The sequence below is a fragment of the Bacillus sp. CH30_1T genome (genome assembly GCF_008364765.1).
GTDB lineage: Bacteria > Bacillota > Bacilli > Bacillales > Bacillaceae_B > Rossellomorea.
Genome location: NZ_VTUY01000006.1, coordinates 279,282 through 301,134, shown reverse-complemented (window position 1 = coordinate 301,134; position 21,853 = coordinate 279,282). Strand labels below are relative to the sequence as shown.

The window sequence follows — 21,853 nt, the reverse complement described above, 5'->3', positions numbered from 1 at the left end:
GGTATACTATTGACAAAGAAGGAGGCATTGACAGAATGAATCAGTCAGAAATTTGTCCAAGGTTCGAGAAAGCCATCGGCATCTTAAGTCAACGATGGACAGCACTCATCATTTATCAATTGCTTACCGGTCCACAACGAAACTGCACCATCAAAGACTCAATCGGCATCAGTGGCAGACTTCTTTCAGAGCGTCTGAAGGACCTTGAAGAAGAAGGCATCGTACAGCGAGACGTCTACCCGGAAACACCCGTGCGTATTGAATATTCACTAACTAAGAAAGGGTATTCTTTAGAGCCTTTAATGAAAGATATAGAGAAGTGGTCCCAGGAGTGGATTGAGAAGGAATGAAAGTCCGTCAGATTGTTGGCGGGTTTTTTGTTTCGCTTTTTTGGATTGATCTTCATTGAATGATAGGATGTATTGTGTTCCTTTTTTGGTGCCGGTTGTGGGGAAGTTTAGGGATTGGAGGAGTCTTTTTGCTACATGAGAGGAATTGATTTTTAAAAATTTTCTTAGTTCCGCATTACTTATGGTAGGTCCGATCAAAAGTTCATAGTCCTTAAAGGCTTGGATGTGAGCATTAATATTTTCACTATTACATTTCATACACAACCATTTCCCATGTTTTCTCACTAACGGCCGATGATTGCAAACTTCACATATGACCCCTTTTAACAGTTCTCCTTCTGTAATGTTATATCGCTCTAAGACAGGGGGATTAGGTTCTTTATGTTGTCTTTTTAATGTACGAATTAATTTTTTCGCATCTTTAGGAGTGACGTTCTCTTGTCGAATAGAATCCTCAATATATTTCACCTTGTCCAATAGAGAATGGCGATGAATGACGATTTTATTAAGGTTTTTGTTAGCTGGAGCGGTTTTTATGATTGTACGATCGTTGCTCATGACTATGCAAGAGTATATGGGGATGGCGGGGAGTCCGTTCTTTTTTAACCATTTCAATAGCTGGCTTTCCTGTCTTTTGATTTGAATCGTAGGGTCCGGTAAAGCTGATTCAATACCATCTTTTGTTTGAATAAGTTGATTGAAGATTGGGTCGAAATAAGCAGTGCCAGCAAGGTATTTAACTTCAATATTGAGGATGAATTTAGTTGAGATGAGTAGGGTGTCTATTTGAAAAAAGCTGTCTTTGTGGGGGATTCTGAGATCGTGGAGAATGTAGTATTTTTTGGAGTCTAAAAAACTCAAAGTGTAATCAAGAGCTGTCTCTCCTTTGAATCCAGCCATTCTCTTACCAAGTTCCTCGGATATCATGTGCAGTTTTGGATGGTTGAGGGGAAGTCGGCGGAGTAAAGCTTGCAAAATGAGGATAATTCGAGGGATGATTCGTTCTTTTTCGATCATTTTATCACTCCAATCGGGATTTATATTACGTGTATTCTCCTCGGACTACAGAAAATCCTGCTTCTAGATGATGGGATATTATTTTTATCAGCGGAATTTTACTTTTATCAGCGAAATTTCCGATATATCAGCGAAATTCGAGTTATATCAGCGAAATCTCAATTTTATCAGCGAACTGCCTTTTCTTCCAGATAACTACATCACTCCCCACCAAAAAAATCATTCCCATTCCCCTCCCGCCATAGTATATTTAGAGAAGCGAAATAATTCGACTGCGAGGGACGGACCTATATGTGGAAAAATAAAAATGTATGGATATTATTGATTGGTGAATTTATAGCTGGTCTCGGATTGTGGTTAGGGATCATCGGTAATCTGGAGTTCATGCAGGAAAAGGTGCCTTCCGATTTTCTAAAATCGGTGATTCTCGCTTCCGGGCTACTCGCCGGGCTTGCTGTTGGACCTTTAGCCGGCAGAATAACGGATCAGGCAAATAAAAAAACGGTGATGCTCATCTCAGGCTTCACAAGGGCATTAAGTGTTATTTTCATGTTGATTGCGATTGATACCGGCTCGGTGTTATGGATGGTATTATTCTTAGTGAGCATTCAAATCTCTGCTGCTTTCTATTTTCCTGCTCTGCAAGCTGCCATTCCGATGGTGGTGAAAGAGAAGGATTTACTGCAAATGAATGGGGTTCATATGAATGTTGCCACGCTCTCAAGGATCCTTGGGACAGCGTTAGCAGGCGTCCTATTGGTGATCATATCTTTAACATTGGTATACGTTCTCTCATTAGTAGCGTATCTGGCACTATTTGTGATGACCTGGTTCTTATCAATTGAAGAAACGGCGAACACCTCTCAACAAGGTGAAAAACCACAAGGGGCAAGATTTAAAGAAGTCTTTCCTGTTATCAAAGGGCTTCCGATCGTATTTATGACTCTTGTGATGACGTTGATTCCTCTCTTGTTTATCGGCGGGTTCAACTTAATGGTCATCAATATCAGCGAGCTTCAGGATAGTTCAGCGATTAAAGGTTGGATCTATACTGCCGAAGGGATTGCCTTTATGACAGGTGCTTTTGCCGTTAAGAAAATGGGTGAAAAAACGTCACCCTATAAAATATTATTCTTTTTTAGCTTTATCATCGGGATTGCGCAAATGATTCTTTATTTTGCAACCAGTCCGATTATGTCAGTGCTTGCGTTTACAGTGTTTGGATTTGCAGTGGGATGTTTCTTCCCGACTGCTGCCACGATTTTTCAGACTAGAATACCGAAAGAATTTCACGGCCGTTTCTTCTCGTTCCGTAATATGCTAGACAGACTGATTTTCCAGGTTGTGCTCCTTCTCACAGGATTGCTGCTGGATCTCGTTGGACTCCAAATGATGACGGTTTTATTCGGATTACTGTCCCTTTTGATGACGGGACTGTTCTATTCAAGATACCGGCAACTCAAAACGACCACATTTTCGGAACAGGCAAGTTGATCAGCTCACTTTTGTGAGCTTTTTTTGTATAAGAATGAGAATTATTATCAATACTATATAAAAAGAAGACAACCACGCCTATGGTTGCCTTCTCTTCCATTACATACCTGGATCGAATGTTTTACAATCTGTTTCTTCACTGTTGTGAGCTTTGTTTCCTTTATGACTGACTACGAAAATCTGGTCTGCAGAGCACTTCTTTCCTTCACGGTTGTATTTGCAGTTGCTTACTTCACATAATACGTCTTGTGCCATTTTCAAACACCTCCCTTATTATCTTTAGAGTGTACTTTTCCACCCTGTTTCATACCTGATTTATGGAGATAAATCATCATATATCTGAAGCTTTCACCATATAATCAAAGAGATATGTTTGATAAGAAGGGAGAATCTTCAGTATGGAGCAAAGGCGTCTGTATCATGTTCAAAATCTTGCATTTGAAATCATGGATCAAATGAATTCTGATAATGAATTGAAGAGGACAGAACATTTAAAGCATGTGATCGATCATTTATCCCGTGCAATTGGGAGTCTTACAGATCCATCAGGGACTTTCTCTATTGATTATGTTGAAGAAAAAATTGCCACCGCCCATTATATATTGTTTAAAAATGAGAAAAAAGTTTCCCGAATAAATTTTGATAAACAATCAGCATCCGCTTTAATTGAATGAAAAAGAGGACTTACCGAAATATGGTAAGTCCTCTTCTTCTGTTTAATGCTTTTTTTGAAAAAGAAACTCTATCTCATTATTTGCACAAACCTCCACAAAAGGACAGCTCAAACATACTTCCCCGTTCGGTTTGGTACTGGATGATAGTGGTGCAGACAACATATCTTTTAATTTCTCTATGTAATGCAAACCTTTTTTCATTTCTGTCGGTGACGGGGAATGGACAAATTCTTCTCCATTTAACAAGGAAACGATTCTTATCGACGAAGGAAGTCTTCCAAATGATCTTTCACAGAAAACCACCGTCAAATAATAATACAAGGTAATCATTTCGTGATTTGTATCGACAAGATACTTGGTGACTGTGAACGATTCTTGTTCCCATTCTGCCACTTCTATCGTGAGGGATAAGTGAGTTTCAAGCTCTTCAAAGTATTGTCGAAACTTTTCATTTATAAACAGAGGTGGTAATGTCCCATAGTTCTGCGTTAAGTCCTGCATTAAGTAATCCGTCACTTTCGCCACCACTAAGTAATAATCAATCTTCGAATCAAAGATGTTTGTTTTAATAGAGGAAAGGTGCTTCTCGATGATTTCAAGTGCTTTGATGGGCGTCCTCATTTTGACGGGAAGCATAAAGACGTCCTTCACCACTTGGTTCACAATGAACTGCATAACTTTTTTCCATTCAACTTTTCTTGCTTCTTCACGCTGGATGTAGTGATAGTAAAACTTGTGGGGACAATTGATGAATTCTTTTAGATGTATATCCGATAATGTTTTAATCGAAAGCGAATAGTTCACGAGTGCCTCTCCTTTCTCTAGTCCTCATGTTTACTAAACAAGAGCTCACTAGCAAATGTACGCCCAAATTCTTTGCACGCCTCCACGTCTTCATCCTCTGGGGTTAATTCCACTTTCAAACCATCTTGAATCAATCGGGCTCCTCTTTCTTGCAATTTCTCATTTAATAAATCCACAGCTGCCCCGTACTTAGGATAAAATGAGTCACAGGAACCGAAGCTTGCGGCAACCTTTGACGTTAAATCCACGTCATCCATATCATCGTAAAAGTCCTCAAAATCATAAGGAAGTTCTCCATCCCCCCAGGTATACGCACCTAACAGGATTCCGCCATATTCCTCAAGGACGTGAACATTCGGACAGTCATTTATATCAATTACATCGATTTCAGCTCCGGCTTCCTTCACACCTGTTTCGATAGCCGTCGCCATTTCTTCTGTATTTCCACTCATGCTTGCATAGATCATTACAATTTTATTGGTCATGATAAACCTCCAATACGCTTATACCTAATTGATAATAATTATCATTATCACTATAAGTAAACCATACAAACTTTCCTGCTATTTGTCAATAATTAATTGAAAATTATTCTCAATTAGACCACATAAAAAAAGGCATCCCTCTAATGAGAGATGCCTTATTCCCCATTCATCTACAATTCTAATACCCTCGCCTTCTGAATTTCATCATCATTTACACGGTTGGTTATTACTTTATAAACCACAATCGTGACGAAAATCACTCCACTGCAAATGATATACAATGCAGAAAAGCCAAACTGGGATGAAATGACTCCCAATACAAACGATCCAACGGCAATGCCAAGGTCATAAAAGATAAAGAACGTAGCGGTCGCATGCCCTGTTCTCTTCTTAGGGGAAGCCATAATGGAAATGGTTTGAAAACTCGGAAGTAAAGCACCATAGCCAAGTCCGATAAGCGTTCCTGCAACCAATAATAAAAGGACGGAATGAGTGAGACTCAAAAGAATCAAACCGCTGGCAAAAATAATGAGTGACGGATAGATGACAGCATTCGGTCCTGACCTGTCATATAAGCGTCCTGTATAAGGTCGCGATAACAGCATAGCGGCCGCAAAGACGACAAAGAATAAGCTGACGGATTCGAATAGACCGACAGACTTCGCATAGACGGATATAAACGACATGATCCCGGAGTAAGCAAATGATGTTAAGAATCCTACAAGGGAAATCGGAATCGCTTTAACTTCTATTAAATCCTTAAAGGTTAATCGTCCCGACATATTTGCTTCCACCTCATTGTCCTCCGAATCCTGAATACCGAATGAACAAAGGAATCCGATGACGATGACAAAGGCTAGACCCATAAACAACGTTGAATAAGGGATCCATTGAATAAGTGCTAACGAAATAAACGGACCGACTACCACGGCCACGTTCATTGACATGGCAAAATAACCAAGCCCTTCCCCTTTCCGGTGGGGAGGGATCATGTCTGCGGCAATCGTAACTAAAACCGTCGTACCAATACTAAACCAAATTCCATGAAAAAAACGAAGCCCCATTAAAAGATAAAAATCATTCACCCAGAAGTAAATGAATGATGAAACCCCAAAAAGCATGACACTTATGATCAGCGTCTTTTTCTTTCCCAACAGTTCAATGATTTTCCCCGAGAATGGCCTAACAATGATGGCCGAAAGTAAAAAAATCGTTGTAGCGAGACCCGCTTCCCCTTCCGTTCCGTGAAGTTCATCTATCACATAAAGTGGCAGGACGGTTAACAACGAATAGAAAACTAAAAATATAAAAAAATTATTCACTAATGCCATAAAAAATGGCCGTGTCCATATAGTTGTTTGGTTGGAATGACTCATAAAAAATCTCCTTCGCTCAATTAGTTGCTATACTAATTATATCTATAACATGTATATTTGTAAATATAGTTGTTGTAACAACTATATTGAAATACTTTTATAGAACCTCTCAAATCATTCTGAATTTCATGTATGATAAGGAGAAGAAATTGAATGTAGTAGGTGAAAAATAATGACGATGTCCCGTGATGAATCCATTGGCTTGTATACAAGCCATACTGTAAAGAATATTGTTCGATTCCTTACATTTCATCTGAAGGAATTTGATGTGACACCCGAGCAGTGGACTGTGTTGAAGCGATTAGCGGAGCAGGATGGAATCAGTCAAAAAGAACTGGCCTTTAAATCTGAAAAGGATCAGCCGACCGTAACGAGGATCTTAGACATTTTGGAACGGAAGGAATTGATCTACAAACAGAGAAACCTTGATGATAGAAGATCATTCCTTATTTTCATCACTGAGAAAGGGATGAAAGCGAAGGATGAACTTTCTCCATTTATAGAAGCATTATATGAAGAGACCCTTCTTAAAGGAATTTCTGAGGAGGAATTAGAAGTATATAAAAGCGTTCTATCTAAAATCAATGAGAACATGACAAGAGGATAGGAGTGAGTGAAGATGAAACAAATTCCGATTGCCCTGCAAATGTATACATTGCGAAATGAGTTGGAAAAAGACTTTACAGGAACACTTCAAAAGGTGGCCGAAATAGGCTATGAAGGGGTAGAACTGGCAGGATATGGTGGGCTATCAGCTAAAGAGCTAAAAAAAACACTTGATCAGTTGGAACTGCGGGTCGCTTCCAGTCATATACCGCTAAAGGACCTAAGAAGTGATGTGAGCAAAGTGATTCACGATCAGCACGAGCTTGGGAGTAGCTTTATTGTGTGTCCGTATTTGCTACCTGAAGAAAGAACTGAGGAACATTATGTGCAATTAGTCGATGACCTTAACTCATTTGGTGAAAGGTGTTTACAAGAAGGGATTACCCTGTGCTATCACAATCACGAATTCGAATTATCCACACTGTCCAACGGGAAAACAGCACTTGACATGATTCTTTCTGAAACCAATCCCCATTGGGTCAAAGCGGAGTTTGATATTTATTGGCTGACCTATGCTGGTGAAAGTCCGGTTGATTGGCTGAAACGCTACCAGGGAAGGACCCCTCTGGTTCATTTAAAAGATATGACGACGGACGGAGAACGATTTTTTGCTGAATTAGGTGCGGGTGGTGTGGACATTGTTTCTGTCTTAGACAATGGCGTACATAATGATGTGGACTGGTGGATCGTCGAACAGGACGAGTCCAGGATTCCTCCCTTTGACAGCGTCAGGATGAGTCTTGAATACCTGCGACATAACAAAATCTGATCTCAACTGACAAGGTTCAACATCTTTTCCCAGGAAATGATGTTGAATCTTATCTTATCCACGTGAAAAAAGAGGGAAAAATCGGTTTTGATGAACTCGATTTTTTCCCCTTTTTCACTAAAAATATTATAAAGAAGGAACTCCATCTTTTAATTTGACCAGTACATGGCTCCTAACATAGTGGTTACAAGTGCCTTTGATTCACACTGAAGCCATCATCACGGCTTCATAATCCAATCCAAACCCGGTGTGCAAACGTTCTGCCGCCAGCTGGACCTGGCTTCTCTCAACGACTGCCGTAACGCTAATAGCAGATTCACCTACTAATTTCACTCTCACGGCATTTTCCAATAAAACTTTGCACATTTCCATTTTTATGGCCGGCTGTGATTTAATATTTTGCCCGATTACCGAGACCTTAGATAGACCTCCTTTTCGTTCAATTCGTGAGTACTTCCAATTCTCTTTCTCTCTTTCCAAAATCGTTAATACCTCTTGATGCTCTTGTTCCTTGACCAATAAGGATAATGAGTCTCTACAGCTTTGTTTATAAACATCGGCCTGAATGTGATGTGAGGCCAGTTCACACATTATTGCTTCTTGGAAACCCTCAATATTTTTACAATCAAAGACCTCTAATCGATTGATATCCACTTCAAATGTGACACCAATCACAGGGGGGAATCCAGTCTGTTTTGCCTTTCCATGAATCATGGTCCCCCTTCCCTTTTCAAAGCTGGATTTTATATAGAGAGGAATTCCATATTTTTTCGCGTGTTTAACCGCCCTTGGATGTAGTACACCTGCTCCCATGGAGGCTAAATTCTGCATATCTTCATAGGAAAGGGAAGGGATTTTCGAAGCATTGGGAACATACCTTGGATCTGAGGTGTATACTCCGTCGACATCCGTATAGATGTCACACCTATCTGCCTTTAACGCGGACGCAAGAGCAGCTGCCGTGATATCGGATCCTCCTCTTCCCAAAGTGGAAATGTCCCCACCCTCCGTGACTCCTTGGAAACCTGCGACCACCACCACTTGACCATTCTCCAATTCGTTTAGAATGCGACCTGTATCAATGGATTGAATATGAGCATTTCCAAGGATGGAATCCGTTCGGATGCCAGCCTGCCATCCTGTGAAAGAAATGGCCTCCACCCCTTGTTGTTGAAGAGCCATTGTCAGTAAGGAAATCGTTACTTGTTCACCTGTTGACAGTAGCATATCCATCTCTCTCTTACTTGGTTCACTTGTGATGTCACTAACTAACTTTACAAGTGTATCGGTGGTTTTCCCCATTGCAGAAACGACTACAACGACGTCATGACCTTTTTCCTTCTCCTGTATGACTCTGTCTGCCATTCGTTTTATTCTCTCGGTAGAACCAACAGAGGTTCCACCGAATTTCTGCACAACAACTGTACTCAAAGGTGAGCCGCCTTTCTATTTAAAAATTATCGCTATTGATTAGAGGATCAGATTGACCCAACAGTCGGGTTTATTTTAAATGCAGCCAAAGCGTTTGTTACTTTCCCGAATTCGGAAGCATGTGGGCGGTCATCGTCATCAGAGTATCCGTAGTCCACCATACGGTTCCGGTTCAGGCATAATTTCGTAAGCTCAGGTTTAAAGAAGTCAAATAGCTTGAAACGTTCTTGTAATTGCGGGAATCGTTCCTGATAGTTGATTATTGAGTCAGCAAGGAGACCCCAGAATGTTTCTTCTTCCATCACTTCATTGTTCTTTAACAGGTTGCTCAAGTATCTCAAGTGACAAATAAAGAGACCTGTGAAGATGAACTGTGTAAGCCCTTCAGGCGGCTCTGTTCGGAGGACCGCTTTAAATTCAGCTGATAGCCCTTGCAGCTCCGGAAAATCCTGATCTGAAATATTGACATCATCAACGAAATCTTTAATCGCTAAACGGTGAGGCTTTGCCTCCTTCAACACGACAATCGTATTTTGTCCATGAGGAGAGAATACCGTTCCGTATTGGTAGAGGTAATGAAGGAGAGGATCCATTACGACTTTGAAAAATTGCTTCATCCATTCTTCTGAGTCCAGACCTGATTGTTCAATTAAACTGACAACATACGGTTTATTGTTATGATCTTCATACAATAAGGCAGCCAGTGTAATCGCTTGTTCGCCGTCTTCTAAATACGTATAGATGCTTTCTCTCCATATGGTTCCAAGCATTTCCAAGTATTGGTAAGGAGCCTGCTTTAATTGTGTATAATAGCGGTGATTTACATTCATACTGGCATTTTCCCCTGGCAGGATGACCCGGCATTCATCTTTTAAAAATGGATCCTTTTCAGCCATTCCTTTAATGAACTCTGTCACCTTAGGAGCAATCACGGTTCGTTCAGATGGCAATCCCCGATATACAAGGGTGTTCAATATACTCATCGGAAGCTTCACATGATGCTTATCTTTGTTCGTTCGATTCACAAATGTGCGGATCGACTGCTGAGGAAGGTAGCGGTCTTCTCCTTCTCCTAAAGGAATGATTCGGCCCATGGCCAGTTCCTCGGGGAAATTCTGAATCAGTGTGTTTTTCCATTGCCACTCGTGCACCGGCAAGAAATAGTATTCCGATGGTTCGCTTCCATTTTGTTTGACGATCTCATCAAAACGGATTCGATCTTCCTCACTCAGTTCACCAGCGATCAACGTTTGATAATCCAATCCTTCCACCGATTGAAAAGATGCAAGGTCGTTTTGAACAGCAATCCAGGAAAGCTTGACCTCTTTCTGATGTTCAGGAGCAAAGGCAAGGTAATCATCATATCCGAACCCGATTCTCCCTTTGTTATATGTAATCCATGGGTGCCCTGTCATATAACCTTCGAGGGTAGCGTAGTCTTCAAGAATCAGTTCGTCCGATGTTTTGGTTTCTTTTTCAAGAAGATGGGCATCCGCTATTAACGTACTGTTCATTTCCTTGATTAAATGCCCTGCCGTCTCAGATGACATCCCGATTACCTCCTGGAGATCGACCAATAGCTCTATTGCACTATCAGCTTCCTTTCTTCCTCCATTTTCAACGATATATACCGTCATCCATTTCACATCGAAACTATCAAACAATCGTTTTTGTGCGATATAGTGATAGTGCTTGGAATCTGTGACCTGCAGGGAATATTCAATATCCTCTCCTTCTTCTGAGAGGATTTCTGGTCGGATCATATCTTCATACATATACTCAGACAGCATTTTACCTATCAATTTCTTGTTTACTTTCTTCCAGCTATCACTCTTAAAAACACGTTGAATTTCTTCACTGAATAACATATTATCCCTTCTTTCACTTAGTCTATATTTTCTTTGTATCAGAGAGGAACCGGAATGTGCGCTGCTTTCGTTCCAAAGGTTTGAAACACATTTTTGTTTTGAACCGGATATACTTCTCTTCCTGTTATGGTATTGATGATGATCGCATTACGGTGTGCACCGAGTCCAAGATCAGGTGCCCCGACTCCGTGAGTATGCATTTCACCGTTCTGCACAAAGATTTCACTCGGACCTTCTACAAAGGTTTCTAATCGATAATCTTCCTTGACTTTGTATCTATCACACTCATCCCAGGCAATCCATTCTTTCATTTTCGAAAGGAATCCCGGGAATGCAGGCTTGTAGCCCGTTCCAAGAATGATGATATCTGCCTTATCAACGAAATGTTCATCCATGATCCGATGATAGCCAAGCAGCTCAAAGCACGTTTCCGTCTTTTCGATGCCGACGATCTCTGTCATGGCCTGCAAGGCGATGTTCGGCTCCTCGTTCCCAACGGATCGATCATATAAATAATCATATATATCGGCTATCGTCTCTGAACTGATGCCTTTATAAAGAAGATCTTGTTCCTTTAGGAGCCAATCCTTCTTTTCCTGTGGAAGCTGATAAAAGAACCGGGTATAATCGGGCGAAAAATACTCAAGGCCCAGTTTTGAATATTCCATCGGGAAGAATCCCTTTGAACGTGTATACCATTGCAGTGAAAATCCTTGATTCTCCTGCTCTTTGGCTACATCGAGAAACACTTCGGCTGCACTTTGGCCGGATCCAATCACGGCAACGGATTCAGCATTTGCACATATCTCCTTATTGGATAAATAATCGGCACTATGAAATACGGTTTTCCCCAGCATTTCCTGAAATGCTTCAGGTACGGAAGGAACAGAACCAATTCCAAGTACGAGATGTTTCGTAAACATAGTCTCTGTTTGTTGAAGGGCATCATTCCATACGGTGACTTCATATACACTGTCCCCACTTCCCAATTGGACTGGAACAACCCCTTGAACATCCATTCCAAATCGGCAAGTATCCAACTGCTCACTCACCCATTGGCAATAATGGTTATATTCTTTTCTTGGGATGTGAAATTTTTCCAGGAAATAAAAGTGATATAAGCGGTTATGAGCCTCCAGGTAGCGGAGAAAACTGTAATCACTTCGTACATCTGCCATACTGACTAAATCAGCAAAGAACGGCACTTGTAAGGTCGTTCCGTCAATCAACATTCCCGGATGCCAATTGAAGGTTTTCTTTTTCTCCAGAAATACACTTTTCACTTCGGGTACAGAGTCCAATAAGGCGGCTAACCCTAGATTAAACGGACCCAATCCTATTCCGATGACGTCATATAATTCATTTGATGTGTTCGTGAAGTCCTTCATTCAGCCACCTCTTTTCAAATTCGCTTCTCTCACAAAACATTAGCAGTCCGGTTTTGTCTGGGAGAGTGATCGGTTTAACCGGTTTAAAACCGCACTTTTCAAAAACATGGATCATTTTGTCATTACGAATATCCGGCTCCGCTACGACTTTAGTAGTCATCTTTACTTGAAACTGATACGAAACCATCGCTCGTAATAATGGCAGGGAAAGTCCTTTACCAAGATACTCCCTCTCTCCAATTAACAGATGCACACCCTGATCGAAAGGAGCAGGAGCATACGTTTCCTCCACCACGTCGCCTTTTACCCAATAGGCCTCCCAGTAACTCATTGCCACGCCGTCAAGATACCCTGCGTACAGGGTTTGATGTGAATCAGACAAAGCTTTTTTCAAATGGTCTTGAAATCTTTCAAATGGTAAATTTAAATTCCAGAATGGATGGACATGCTCCTCCATCATCCATTTGTGAATACGTTTTACATCTTTGTCAAAATCTATTTTCTTGAATTGGATCTTTTTTTGGATTTCTTGATCAAACACTTCATGATCATAGGACATGATGGATTTCCACCTCTTTGGCAAGGGGGTTTTTCACCATCGTGTAGACCGATTGAGATTCCATTGGACCAACCAGTTCATCCATGTCATAGAATCGGGTCAGTAGATTCGCTTTACACGGAAGGACAGGTTGATATAATAAACTGCTCAGTAGATTGGAATCTTCCCCCCACTGCTGTTCATGGTACTCCAGACGTTCCTTTACAAGATTCATAAGTCTTTCTTCTTCGATAAGACCACTTGCTCCGAAACCATTGATCAGCCCGAATAAATGGTTAAAGAAGAAGTAATAGCGCAATCGTTCCTCTGCCACCTCATCGGCACAAATGGTGTCGCTTTCTTGATTTAATTCTGGAAGGGAATTTTTTAGTTTTTCTACTTTGGATTCACTATAGTAGTATCCCTGATTATCTCTGTAATAGAAGGTTTCAGGATACCCGTTCCTTAGGTGGATCACCGAATTCTGCTGATGGGCTTCCAGGGCGATCCCGTAGGTGTGGAACAACCAGATCATCGGATCCAGCGTCAGGGATAAGTATCGATCGAACCAATCCACGCTCACTTCTTTCAGACTTCTATTCTCTCTTTGCGCTATCCCTTTAATGATGGAATGTATTCTGGCTTTTCCTCCATAAGCATGATCCTGGCATAAAGCTGCGATCAAGCTGGACCCGCGACTGTTTTCATAGAAAGGATTTTCCCTGATGACCAGCTCAAACCCGGAAACTTCTTCTTTCAGGTCCAAGTTTAAATAAGCAGGATCCTGGATGACCTTAAATTGTGGGAACTCTCGGTTAAGGCTATTTCCCACCTCTGTTTCTAGTAATCTGGAAACTTCTACTCCCCTTGCCAACTCCTTCTTTTGGTTGATGCGAAGAGAGTTTGTGATTTTGACAGGGACGGAGAATTTATACATATAACGGGATTCTTTGCTATAAACCGTTCTAAACGATGACGTAGCCGTGAAGCGCTTCCCTAACGGACCGATGTATTCCAGTCTTTCTTCTTCCATCAGGTCTTGTACGTTCACCTTTTCCAATAATGTCTTCACTTGAAGGGGGTGTACAGGAAGCAAGACGCGTTCACCTTCTTCCATCAGCTTCTGTAACCATTTCTGATCTACATCAGAATCTTCCTTTAACTCTTCAAAAATGATGGAAGCTGCAGATTTGTCGACACTTGAATCCTGTTCTACCAACGATTTCTCTGCACTAAAGTAATGAAGCTGAAATTCCCCTTTATATTCAGGAGAATACAAATGGTCTTCTTGTTCCGTCAGGCCTTGTTTACTTTTCGGGGTTGGATGAAGCATATGTCCGAATAGAAGAGATTGCTCAGCATCGATGTAGTCAAATTCTTCATCCGTAAGTGCCTCGTTGTCCTGTACCCGACTTTCAACATAGCTTTTAATACTTCTGCAGCTTAGGATCACTCTTAATAGAAGTTCATCTTCTGACCCGTGGTGACGTTTATCCAGTAAGAACTCTTTCACCACAAGTGTTGTAAGGGTAACGTAGTCGAGTGGTTTCAATTCGCTTTTCCCCACTCGATAATAAAGTGGGAAGCCGAATAGATGACGATCCGTAAGAGACCAATATTTCACTGGTATAATCAATTCAATCTGCTGCAGAACCAAATGAGAGACGATGACTTTCTCAAACTGCCCAAATGACGGATCATTGTCGTAGCCGCTCTCTTCAGTGTAGTTCCCTGTTTCTCTTAAATAGCAATTTAGAAAGCTTTGCATCGTTGCATGTTCAGCAATTTCCTTAGAGTTTCTCATGTATAACCCCTCCATTTACTAATTCGGTGCCGATTTCTTCAATCTCGTGTAGAAGGGAATGAATATCTTCCGGCTTTGTTCTTGGATTTAATAACGTCAATTTCAAGAAGGTTTCACCCTTTATCACTGTTTTCGCAATAACCCCTTTCCCCTTATAAAGCAGGGTTTGTTGGATCGTTCGGTTCATATGGTTGAGATTCAGATCCTTTCCTTCCATCCTTTTTGGCTGATAGCGAAAGATGACTGTGTTGATTTCCGGCTCAGGGTTTTGAATCACAATGTCTTGTAATTCTTTCATATAAGAAGCTGTGTACTTGGCGAGCTTTAACGTTTCATCAATCATGTCTCCAAAAAGGCCGGTCCCTACTGTCTTTAATGACAGATACAGTTTTAACGCATCGAATCTTCTCGTTGTTTGAACCGACTTATTCACCAGGTTCAAGATGCCCTCTTCATCGTCTTTGACGGGATTCAAGTAATCAGCATGATAAGAAAGGTAACGGAAATTGACCTCATCTTTTACTAGAAACGCTCCGCAACTAATGGGCTGATAGAACAACTTATGGAAATCCACCGTAATGGAATCAGCAGCCTCCAGTCCTTTCAGTTTGTCCGCATGAGAATGACTAAGCATCAGCCCACCGCCGTATGCTGCATCGATATGAAACCATAACCCCTGCCCACGGGCGATTTCTGCCAGTTCCCCCATTGGGTCGATACTTCCAAAATCGGTGGTCCCGCACGTAGCAACAAGGGCAAAGGGTAATAAGTTCTCCTGATCAAGCTTCTCAAGTGTTTCATTCACTTCCCGGACGCTCATCCGATGATTTTCATCGGTCTTAACCGTCACAACCGCTTGTTCTCCCAACCCCAGTTGGGAAGCCGCTTTCTTCACAGTGAAATGGGCCTCTTCTGAACAAAGAATCCTTAATCGGTTAAAGCCTTCGGGTAAACCATCCCGTTGGACGTTATGATTCCATTTCGAATGACAGAATGCATCGCGTGCCAACAGGAGCCCCATATAATTGGATTGGGTTCCACCACTTGTAAAGACTCCGCCGGATGACGCCGGGAGCTTTATTTTTTCTGTCAACCATTTCACCATTTCCGCTTCCACATAGGTGGCAGCCGTACTCTGATCCCAGGAATCCATTGATTGATTAAGGGTTGCGATGATCAGTTCCGCCGCCACTCCAGGAAGTAGAGGAGGACAATGTAAATGGGCCATACTCTTCTGGTGGGAAATATGAAGACTATTTTTTAAAATCGGTTCATCGATTTCATCAAGGACGTCTTCAAAGGATTCCCCTTCAGAAGTAAACGTCATGATCGGTTTGATTTCTTCTTTTATTGCTCCGGGCATTTTCCCGATATAAGGAGTCCCGGTACCTTCATATAGCTTTTGCAGTTTTCTTCTTACTCCATCTATCAGTTCATTAAATGCATGGATTCCCTCTTCCCCTTGATGTAGAAAGAAGGAGTCCATATTCTGGTTGGTTTCTCTTTCGATTGTTTTCATTTTCATCATTTTACTCCGTAAGAGAGGCGATTAAAGCTTCTCTGAATATCGATACCACTTCATCGACTTGCTCTCTTGTAATGATCAATGGCGGAAGGAAACGGACAACTGCCCCATGTCTTCCCCCTACCTCCAGGATCAATCCCCGTTTGAAGCATTCACGCTGAATTCCGCTCGCGACGTCAGGATTTGCCGGCTGACTACCGCTCCCTGAATGAGGTTTAGTGGGATCAATGATTTCCACTCCTACCATCAGTCCTCTACCTCTTACATCACCTATCTCAGGAAATTCTTGTTGAAGCTCTTGCAGAGATTGAAGAAGTCTTTCTCCCATTTCCCCCGCATGGGCAACCAAGTGATTCTCCTTAATGAATTTCAATGTTGCTGTCCCTGCTGCCATGGCCATTTGATTTCCTCTGAAGGTACCGATATGTGCCCCCGGTTCCCAGGCATCCAGGTCACGATCATATATCACGACAGATAGAGGAAGACTTCCTCCAATTGCTTTTGAAAGAACAAACACATCTGGTACGATTCCTGCATGTTCAAAGGAAAATAGTTCTCCAGTGCGTCCGATTCCCGTCTGTACTTCGTCGATGATGAGTGGAATTCCCCGTTCTTCAGTGATTCTTCTCATTTCCCGGATCCATTCGATCGGTGCCGGTATGGAGCCACCTTCACCTTGGACCGTTTCAAAAATCATGGCAGCCGGTGGTAATATTCCACTCTCGGGATCATCCAGGAGATTCTCGATGTATTGACTGCTGATGCGATGACTCTCTTCTCCTCCTATCCCAAATGGGCAGCGGTATGTATAAGGATAAGGTAAGAAGTGAGTATCTGGCATCAGTCCTTGTACGTTCTTTTTTGGACCCAGATTTCCGCTGATGGACATCGTCCCGTGAGTAGCACCGTGGTATCCCCCTTGAAACGTAAGGATACTTTGTCTTCCGGTTGCCGTCTTCACTAATTTCAACGCAGCTTCAATCGCATCGCCGCCTGTCGGTCCACAAAATTGGATTTTCGCACGATCACGAAATGCTTCTGGCAACGAGGAGAATAATTCATTCACAAATTCCTCTTTCACAGGCGTCGTAATATCTAACGTATGTAATGGCCGTTTATCACGGATCACTTGTTCCATGGCCTCAATGACCGTCGGATGATTGTGCCCCAGCGCTAATGTTCCCGCTCCCGCTAAGCAATCCAAGTATTTATTCCCTTCCATGTCCGTTACATAGATTCCCTCTGCTTCACTGATTGCCAGTGGAATTCTTCTCGGATAGGATCTCGCATTCGACTCGCGTCTCCCTTGTTGTTCCAGTAATTCTCTATTTGAAATAGCACTTTGTACGTTCATAATCAAACCTTCCTTTCGTGATTGATTTGCTTTTGCTTCCAACGTCATCTTAATTGATAATGATTATCAATGTCAATAGTAGTTGATAACTATTCTCAATTAATTTCATCTGCTTCTAGTCATTTCGTACGGGAAAGGCACTTTTCTATCAAGTGTCATCGTATTCCTTTCATACAAAGGTTTTAAGTGAAATCATTAACAGATTTATGTATTTACATTTTTACGTAATGTGAAATGCAGGTCTATTATCCCATCACCTTAACAGGGATAATAGTAGTGTGAATTTATTTTAAATGAGAATGATCGGGTGTTATTTTCAATTAAATCTACCTTTAGAAAACAGCAAACTTTGCTAAATGAACAATAAAAAAACCGGAGAAGTAATCTCCAGTCTACTTGTTCCAATCAGCTCTTAATGATTCATTTCCTTTCTAAAGGAAGCGTCATACACCTTATCCCGCCTCCACCTTTCTCAAGTTCATTCACATCGACTTCTATCAATTTCTTCCCTCGTAATTTCGTATGCCCTTTCAATATCTTCTTATTGGCTTTGGTGCTGACTAACAGGGTCTCCGGATCCAAGTTCAGAAAATTGATATCCGCAACTGTGTGTTTTACATCATCCGTCCATAGAACGTCGAAGCCCTGACGTCGGATGAATTCTTCCATCATCACGTACCTGCCACCATTTTCAGTGATGATTTGTACTGGAAAGAGCCTCATATAGCTCTTGGCTATGAGAAGGTCGGATCCGGCTACATTGCAGTTCATATCCAAATGCATGGTTTCCCGGGTTCGCGGTAAGTCGATGATCCCGATCTCCGAGAAACCGGCCCGAAAGATCTCCTGTTGAATCTCTTCAATACTTTCAATGCTTGTCCGCATTCCTGTATTAATAAAGACAGCATCTTTATTCAGAACGAATACATCCCCATTTTCCAATGCCTTCAATCGGTTATTCTCCTCGATTGAAAACGTCTTTTCGTCAAACCAAGTTTGAAACAGCTTATGACTATGTACGTATTCAGGTGCCCTCATTGTAATCCCTGTATCACCCGGGATGACAGTATTTCCATATACACATGCCAGGTCCCTTACAAATACCCTATTGATGAGCTGATGATTAAGTTCAGCATTTTCTCCTTTTAAGAACCGGGAGTAATCAATGACCGTTATTCCTGCGTCTTCCATTACTTTCATCATACCTTCATGGTTTTCTTTCGCTATTTCCTGTTTAACAGGTTTTTCCCAACCAACGTAATCAGCCGTTCTTTGATCAGGTATATCCAGTGAAGAAGGCGAGCATACCATCACCGTCTTTAATTCTCCATGTTCACTCCAGCAATTCGGATGAATCTTTACCATGAGCCAGCCTCCTTAGTATCAGTAACATTTACTCTCTCCTTTCTCAGGTAAATCATTCTGCTCTTTTCACATAAATCATTAACCTCTACGTCAAACTATGAGGGGTAAAGGGCAGGTGGAAAACTGATGAGTAAATGTACGAATCAAACAAATCTTACATGGTGGCAGCTTTCTTTAATCGGGGTGGGCTGTATCATTGGAACAGGCTACTTTCTAGGATCAGCGATCCCCATTCAAAGGGCGGGTTCCTCTGTTATGATTGCTTATATAGTGGCCGGAATTGGAACATGGATGGTGTTTCAAGCCCTTGCAAAATTAACGGCCCACCATCCTGAAAAGGGGTCCTTCCGTACTTATGCAAAGCAGGCTTACGGAACATGGGCAGGGTTCAGTATCGGATGGGTCTATTGGTCGGCAGAAATGCTCATTATGGGGAGTCAGCTAACCGCTCTTGCTCTTTTTGCTCAATTCTGGTTTCCTGCCGTGCCCCTGTGGATGTTCACTGCCGGATTTGCGGGTATTGGATTACTTGTCATTTTGATGGGCGTGCAGAAAGTGGAACAGATGGAGAATCTATTTGGAATCATGAAAGTGGCGGCCATCGTGATGTTTGTCATCATCGCTACTGCCGCCATGTTCGGATGGTTAGGAACTGGTATTACTGCCCACACGCTTCAATCTCCATTAACAGAGATACTGCCACAAGATGGAAAGGGGTTATGGCTCGCACTTCTTTTTGCCTTTTATGGATTCGGGGGAATTGAAGTAATGGGACTGATGGCTCAGGAGCTTAAAGACCCGAAGGATGCACCAAAGTCAGGGAATATCATGCTTCTTATCTTGACCATCCTTTACCTCTTATCCTTTTATCTAGTATTAAAGCTCGTACCTGCAGGCAGGATCAATCCGGATGAAAGTCCATTTCTGACGGCACTTAAACAATATGACCTTCCCTGGATCCCCCATGTATTCAACGCTATTCTGATTATTGCGGGGTTCTCCACCATGGTCGCTTCCTTATATGCAGTCACGACGATGCTAGTGACATTGGCAGAAGAAGGGGATGCCCCTAAAGTTTTTGCCAAGAAAGGGAAATGGAAGGTGCCCCTCCCTGCATTCGGACTCACCACCTTTGTTGTCGCTGCTTCGATTATGATCGCCATGCTACTGCCGGATAAATTATTCGAGTATATCACTACAGCAGCGGGACTCATGCTTCTTTACACATGGATCTGTATCCTTGCTTCCTATCACAAGCTGATGAGCACCGGTTGGTGGGACCGTTTCCAAACAACTTTTGCACTCATCCTCATTTTATTGGCGATCAGCGGCACGCTTCTTGATCATGTAAGTCGCATTGGATATTTTGTAAGCATCGGCTTCCTTGTGCTGATTGCGATTGCAACAATTATAAAAGAAAGAGCTGAAGCCTAAACGCTTTAACTCTTGATTTTCGTTTGCATATTTAAAAACGGGCATTTCGATGGAGAAGAATCATCATCACTAAGATAATACTGTTTCCACTCATAGTTGTCTTCCTGACCATACCATTTAAGGCTGGGATGGGGGTCTGCCTCATCATACTCAATGAGCCGCTTCCGTATCACTTTCTTTAATTTCTGGCCAAATGCAGTGGAAGAGTTGATTTCATCGAACACCCACCTGGGCTGGAAGGCTACAAGGAAATAAGGAAAATAACGGCTTTTCCGCATGGTATGGGCAGGTGTTGAACAGAAAGCAAAGTAAGGCTCCCCGTCAAAACAAAACTCCCAGGTATGATGATGGGGATCCTTCGCGATATCTTCCGGCCAAGGAGATTCATCCAATTCATGAATCCTATTCAATAAACCCCAGAATATATCCTGATAAGAATCAATCGATTGATTATCAGCCACTATCTCCTCTGAATTAAAAAAGACAACAAGAGATGCATATTTCCCTGTATCCCTTGAGATTTCACCATATTGTTTGAGTAAGCAGGCAAGTTTTTCAGAAGCTGCTTGTTTTCTTGGATCTTCTGCAAATCCAAAGCGTAATGTATCTGTCTGAAAGCCTTGTTTTCCAGGTACACATGGGTAAGGGTGTTCCACGTCGCACATGACAGACGAAAAATCGGCGTAGGCTGCTTGTTGCCATGGGGTGAGTTCCTCCCCTTGTTGATCGATCAAACTTTTAGACCATAACATATAGCCGTTCCCTCCTAAATAGTACACATTTATCCTATTAGGAAGGAACTTAGTGGGTGTCTGTCTAGCCGAATATTAATCGACAGGCCTGGACACCGAAGGAGACTCCAAACCCCATCAAAATGAGACCGGAAATAATGGAGATGACCCGCAAGATCATGGGACTGACCAGTTTCTTTGCACCAGTAGCCACACCGGCCATCGTAAGATCCCAAAGGGTGATACCAAGAAAGATCCCCATGCTATACAGGAAGAGCTGTCCAGCTTCATAGGAGCCGGAAGTATGAGCTAATATAGACCCATAGATACCAAGCCAAAACAGAATGCTTAATGGATTGGAAATGGCCATAAAGAATCCTGTGCGAAAAGCTTTTCCTTTCGTTTCATTCAGAGTTTGATGAGAGGGCTTTGTAATGGATCCCGATTTCAGGATGCTTTCAATCCCTGTATACGTCAATACAATGAACCCGAATGCCCACAAGAACAATTTAATGACCGGTGTATCAATATATTGAGAAACTCCGAAATAAATAAGAAGCATAAAGATCCCGTCCGCTACCATCCCCCCTACCCCCACAAGCCAGGCATGGAAAAAGCCGAAGCGAATCCCCTTGTCCAATTGAGCGGCATTTATCGGTCCCATAGGTGCAGAAAGCGATAATCCCAAAATGATATAGCTTATGAAAATACTCATCTTCTACCACCTTCAAATTAACTTCTTCCTAGTGTATTCGGACAGGCTGCCAAGTATTAAACCGAAATACATAATTGTGCTTAATAAGGATATTCTAATTATCGATGCTATTTTCAAGGAGGAAA

General features: G+C 42.0%; 21 protein-coding genes. 6 read left to right on the top strand and 15 right to left on the bottom strand.

Annotation, left to right across the window (positions count from 1 at the left end; all coding sequences use genetic code 11):
- The first annotated feature begins 35 nt into the window (after positions 1 to 35).
- Positions 36 to 350, top strand: a complete 315-nt coding sequence (locus F0342_RS14620) for a winged helix-turn-helix transcriptional regulator (RefSeq protein ID WP_149156623.1) — start codon at positions 36 to 38, stop codon at positions 348 to 350.
- Here F0342_RS14620 and F0342_RS14615 read toward each other — a convergent pair.
- Positions 300 to 1,367, bottom strand: a complete 1,068-nt coding sequence (locus F0342_RS14615; RefSeq protein ID WP_149156622.1) for a nuclease-related domain-containing protein — start codon at positions 1,365 to 1,367, stop codon at positions 300 to 302. The genes F0342_RS14620 and F0342_RS14615 overlap by 51 nt on opposite strands.
- Positions 1,368 to 1,658: 291 nt before the next feature.
- On the opposite strand from F0342_RS14615, the gene F0342_RS14610 reads away from it, so the two are divergent.
- The gene (locus tag F0342_RS14610) at positions 1,659 to 2,861 is read left to right on the top strand and encodes an MFS transporter (RefSeq protein ID WP_149156621.1); all 1,203 of its coding nucleotides are present in this window, start codon (positions 1,659 to 1,661) and stop codon (positions 2,859 to 2,861) included.
- Positions 2,862 to 2,960: 99 nt separating this feature from the next.
- On the opposite strand, the gene F0342_RS14605 is transcribed toward F0342_RS14610, so the two are convergent.
- Entirely contained in the window at positions 2,961 to 3,116 is a 156-nt protein-coding gene (locus F0342_RS14605; protein WP_082051198.1) for a DUF1540 domain-containing protein, read from the bottom strand.
- 143 nt (positions 3,117 to 3,259) lie between these two features.
- Here F0342_RS14605 and F0342_RS14600 point away from each other — a divergent pair, with 143 nt between their 5' ends.
- The gene (locus F0342_RS14600) at positions 3,260 to 3,535 is read left to right on the top strand and encodes a hypothetical protein (protein WP_149156620.1); all 276 of its coding nucleotides are present in this window, start codon (positions 3,260 to 3,262) and stop codon (positions 3,533 to 3,535) included.
- A gap of 42 nt (positions 3,536 to 3,577) precedes the next feature.
- On the opposite strand, the gene F0342_RS14595 is transcribed toward F0342_RS14600, so the two are convergent.
- The 3 genes from F0342_RS14595 to F0342_RS14585 form a co-directional block, all read right to left on the bottom strand.
- Entirely contained in the window at positions 3,578 to 4,339 is a 762-nt protein-coding gene (locus tag F0342_RS14595; RefSeq protein WP_149156619.1) for a PD-(D/E)XK nuclease family protein, read from the bottom strand.
- Between the two features lie 17 nt (positions 4,340 to 4,356).
- Entirely contained in the window at positions 4,357 to 4,806 is a 450-nt protein-coding gene (locus F0342_RS14590) for a flavodoxin (RefSeq protein ID WP_149156698.1), read from the bottom strand.
- A gap of 188 nt (positions 4,807 to 4,994) precedes the next feature.
- A complete protein-coding gene (locus tag F0342_RS14585; RefSeq protein ID WP_149156618.1) occupies positions 4,995 to 6,200 on the bottom strand; it encodes an MFS transporter in 1,206 nt (401 codons plus the stop codon).
- Between the two features lie 172 nt (positions 6,201 to 6,372).
- Between F0342_RS14585 and F0342_RS14580 the strand changes: the two genes are divergently transcribed.
- Together F0342_RS14580 and F0342_RS14575 are read left to right on the top strand one after the other, a co-directional pair.
- Positions 6,373 to 6,807, top strand: coding sequence for a MarR family winged helix-turn-helix transcriptional regulator (locus F0342_RS14580; protein WP_223145722.1), 435 nt, complete (start codon positions 6,373 to 6,375; stop codon positions 6,805 to 6,807).
- Between the two features lie 12 nt (positions 6,808 to 6,819).
- On the top strand, positions 6,820 to 7,575 hold the full coding sequence (locus tag F0342_RS14575; RefSeq protein ID WP_149156617.1) for a sugar phosphate isomerase/epimerase family protein: 756 nt from the start codon (positions 6,820 to 6,822) through the stop codon (positions 7,573 to 7,575).
- Positions 7,576 to 7,776: 201 nt separating this feature from the next.
- Here F0342_RS14575 and F0342_RS14570 read toward each other — a convergent pair whose 3' ends face one another.
- From F0342_RS14570 to F0342_RS14535, 8 genes are all read right to left on the bottom strand, one after another.
- Positions 7,777 to 9,006, bottom strand: coding sequence for an aspartate kinase (locus tag F0342_RS14570; RefSeq protein ID WP_149156616.1), 1,230 nt, complete (start codon positions 9,004 to 9,006; stop codon positions 7,777 to 7,779).
- Positions 9,007 to 9,053: 47 nt separating this feature from the next.
- Entirely contained in the window at positions 9,054 to 10,874 is a 1,821-nt protein-coding gene (locus tag F0342_RS14565) for an IucA/IucC family protein (protein WP_149156615.1), read from the bottom strand.
- A 38-nt stretch (positions 10,875 to 10,912) separates the two neighbouring features.
- A complete protein-coding gene (locus F0342_RS14560) occupies positions 10,913 to 12,262 on the bottom strand; it encodes a lysine N(6)-hydroxylase/L-ornithine N(5)-oxygenase family protein (RefSeq protein ID WP_149156614.1) in 1,350 nt (449 codons plus the stop codon).
- Positions 12,234 to 12,788: a GNAT family N-acetyltransferase gene (locus F0342_RS14555; protein WP_149156696.1), complete on the bottom strand. Its 555-nt coding sequence runs from the start codon at positions 12,786 to 12,788 to the stop codon at positions 12,234 to 12,236. The genes F0342_RS14560 and F0342_RS14555 overlap by 29 nt, the downstream gene beginning before the upstream one ends.
- A 22-nt stretch (positions 12,789 to 12,810) precedes the next feature.
- Positions 12,811 to 14,604, bottom strand: coding sequence for an IucA/IucC family protein (locus tag F0342_RS14550; protein ID WP_149156613.1), 1,794 nt, complete (start codon positions 14,602 to 14,604; stop codon positions 12,811 to 12,813).
- Positions 14,591 to 16,129: a pyridoxal phosphate-dependent decarboxylase family protein gene (locus F0342_RS14545; protein ID WP_262481751.1), complete on the bottom strand. Its 1,539-nt coding sequence runs from the start codon at positions 16,127 to 16,129 to the stop codon at positions 14,591 to 14,593. The genes F0342_RS14550 and F0342_RS14545 overlap by 14 nt, the downstream gene beginning before the upstream one ends.
- A gap of 4 nt (positions 16,130 to 16,133) precedes the next feature.
- Positions 16,134 to 17,483, bottom strand: coding sequence for an aspartate aminotransferase family protein (locus F0342_RS14540; RefSeq protein ID WP_395940689.1), 1,350 nt, complete (start codon positions 17,481 to 17,483; stop codon positions 16,134 to 16,136).
- A 420-nt stretch (positions 17,484 to 17,903) separates the two neighbouring features.
- On the bottom strand, positions 17,904 to 18,848 hold the full coding sequence (locus F0342_RS14535) for an arginine deiminase family protein (RefSeq protein WP_149156611.1): 945 nt from the start codon (positions 18,846 to 18,848) through the stop codon (positions 17,904 to 17,906).
- A 126-nt stretch (positions 18,849 to 18,974) separates the two neighbouring features.
- On the opposite strand from F0342_RS14535, the gene F0342_RS14530 reads away from it, so the two are divergent.
- On the top strand, positions 18,975 to 20,282 hold the full coding sequence (locus tag F0342_RS14530) for an amino acid permease (RefSeq protein ID WP_149156610.1): 1,308 nt from the start codon (positions 18,975 to 18,977) through the stop codon (positions 20,280 to 20,282).
- A 5-nt stretch (positions 20,283 to 20,287) separates the two neighbouring features.
- Here F0342_RS14530 and F0342_RS14525 read toward each other — a convergent pair whose 3' ends face one another.
- A complete protein-coding gene (locus tag F0342_RS14525) occupies positions 20,288 to 21,034 on the bottom strand; it encodes a YqcI/YcgG family protein (protein ID WP_149156609.1) in 747 nt (248 codons plus the stop codon).
- Positions 21,035 to 21,098: 64 nt separating this feature from the next.
- The gene (locus F0342_RS14520) at positions 21,099 to 21,728 is read right to left on the bottom strand and encodes a LysE family transporter (protein WP_149156608.1); all 630 of its coding nucleotides are present in this window, start codon (positions 21,726 to 21,728) and stop codon (positions 21,099 to 21,101) included.
- Positions 21,729 to 21,853: the final 125 nt, after the last annotated feature.